1 protein-coding gene is annotated in these 1,644 nt (G+C 30.3%); it reads left to right on the top strand.

Features of this window, described 5'->3' with window-relative positions:
- Positions 1–42 precede the first annotated feature (42 nt).
- Positions 43–1,644, top strand: a 1,602-nt coding sequence (locus BUB36_RS18920) for a condensation domain-containing protein (RefSeq protein WP_242655935.1), incomplete at its 3' end; no start/stop codon positions are given.

The following is a 1,644-nucleotide window of genomic DNA, read 5'->3' as shown; positions in this document are numbered from 1 at the left end:
CAAGAGCTACCAGAATATATGATACCTACATATTTTGTGAAGATGGATAAGTTTCCTCTTAATCAGAGTGGCAAGATAAATAGGAAATTATTGCCAGAACCTAAGAAAAATTTAGACTTAGAAAAGGAATATATTGCTCCTGAAAATGAGATAGAAGTAAAACTTGTAGAAATATGGAAAGAAATGTTAGGAGTAGATAGGGTAGGAATAACAGATAACTTTTTTGAGATAGGAGGACATTCATTAAAAGCAACTTTTCTTATGTCAAGGATAAATAAGGAATTTAATATAGACATACCATTAAGAGAAATATTTAGCTATCCTGTTATAAAGGATTTAGCAGAATGTATCAAGAACTCAGCCAAAAGGACATGGTCAAGGATAGAACCTATTAAAAATCAGGAATATTATGATGTATCTTCAAGTCAGAAAAGAATGTATTTGATAAATAAGATGAGTGATGGAGGCATAGAGTATAACGTAGCAGTAGCAATGGATATAGAAGGGAAGCTTGACAAAGAGAAAATGAAAAATGTCTTTAATGAAATTGTTAGAAGACATGAGTCCTTTAGAACCTCCTTTGATATGATAGATGGAAAACTTGTACAGAAGATACATGAAGAAGTAGATTTTGAAATGGAATATAAGATAGCTACAAAAGAAGAAGGAGATAAAATAATTAAAGATTTTATAAGACCCTTTGATTTAAGCAAAGCACCACTTTTACGAGTGGTTCTTATAAAAATCGAGGAAGAAAAACATATTTTGCTTATGGATATGCATCACATAATATCAGATGGAGTATCTATAGGTATATTATATAAAGAAATAGAAGAACTGTATAAGGGAGTAGAACTTAAAAGGTCTCAAATACAGTATAAGGAATTTGCAGCGTGGCATAATGATTATCTAAAAACAGAAGAAATAAGAAGGCAGGAGGAATATTGGCTAGATGTACTAAAAGGAGAACTTCCTATATTAGATATTATTACAGATTATCCAAGACCAATGCACCAAACATATCAAGGAGATAGAATAAGATTTAGTGCTGACAAAGAAATAGTATATGGCTTAAAAGAAATATGTATACAAAACAATTCGACTATGTATATGGTGCTGCTATCAGCCTACAATATATTACTATCAAAGTACAGCCGTCAGGAGGATATAATAGTAGGGACTCCAGTTGCAGGAAGATACCATGCAGATATTCAAAATGTAGTAGGAATGTTTGTAAATACAATTGCTATGAGAAATAAACCAAAAGAGGATTTAAAATTTAGTGAATTTTTAAAAGAAGTAAGAATAAATGCATTAAAGGCATATGAAAACCAAGAATATCAATTTGAAGAGCTAGTTGAAAAGGTAAATACCAAGAGAGATTTAAGCAGAAATCCAGTATTTGATGTAATGTTCTCTGTTCCAAATGTAGACATTACAGAAATAGATATAGAGGGATTAAGATTTAAAGAGCATGAACTTGAATATAATATTGCAAAATTTGACTTAACTCTAAGTGCTATTGAACAAGAAAAAAGGATAAGTTTTGAACTAGAATATAGTACTAGTTTATATAAAAGAAGCAGCATTATGAGAATGGCAGAAAACTATATTAACATATTGAAGCAGATAGTTAAAAATCCA

The organism is Paramaledivibacter caminithermalis DSM 15212, from assembly GCF_900142245.1.
GTDB lineage: Bacteria > Bacillota > Clostridia > Peptostreptococcales > Caminicellaceae > Paramaledivibacter > Paramaledivibacter caminithermalis.
Note: the sequence above shows the minus strand (reverse complement) of the source record. Positions and strands in the feature narration are given on the sequence as shown.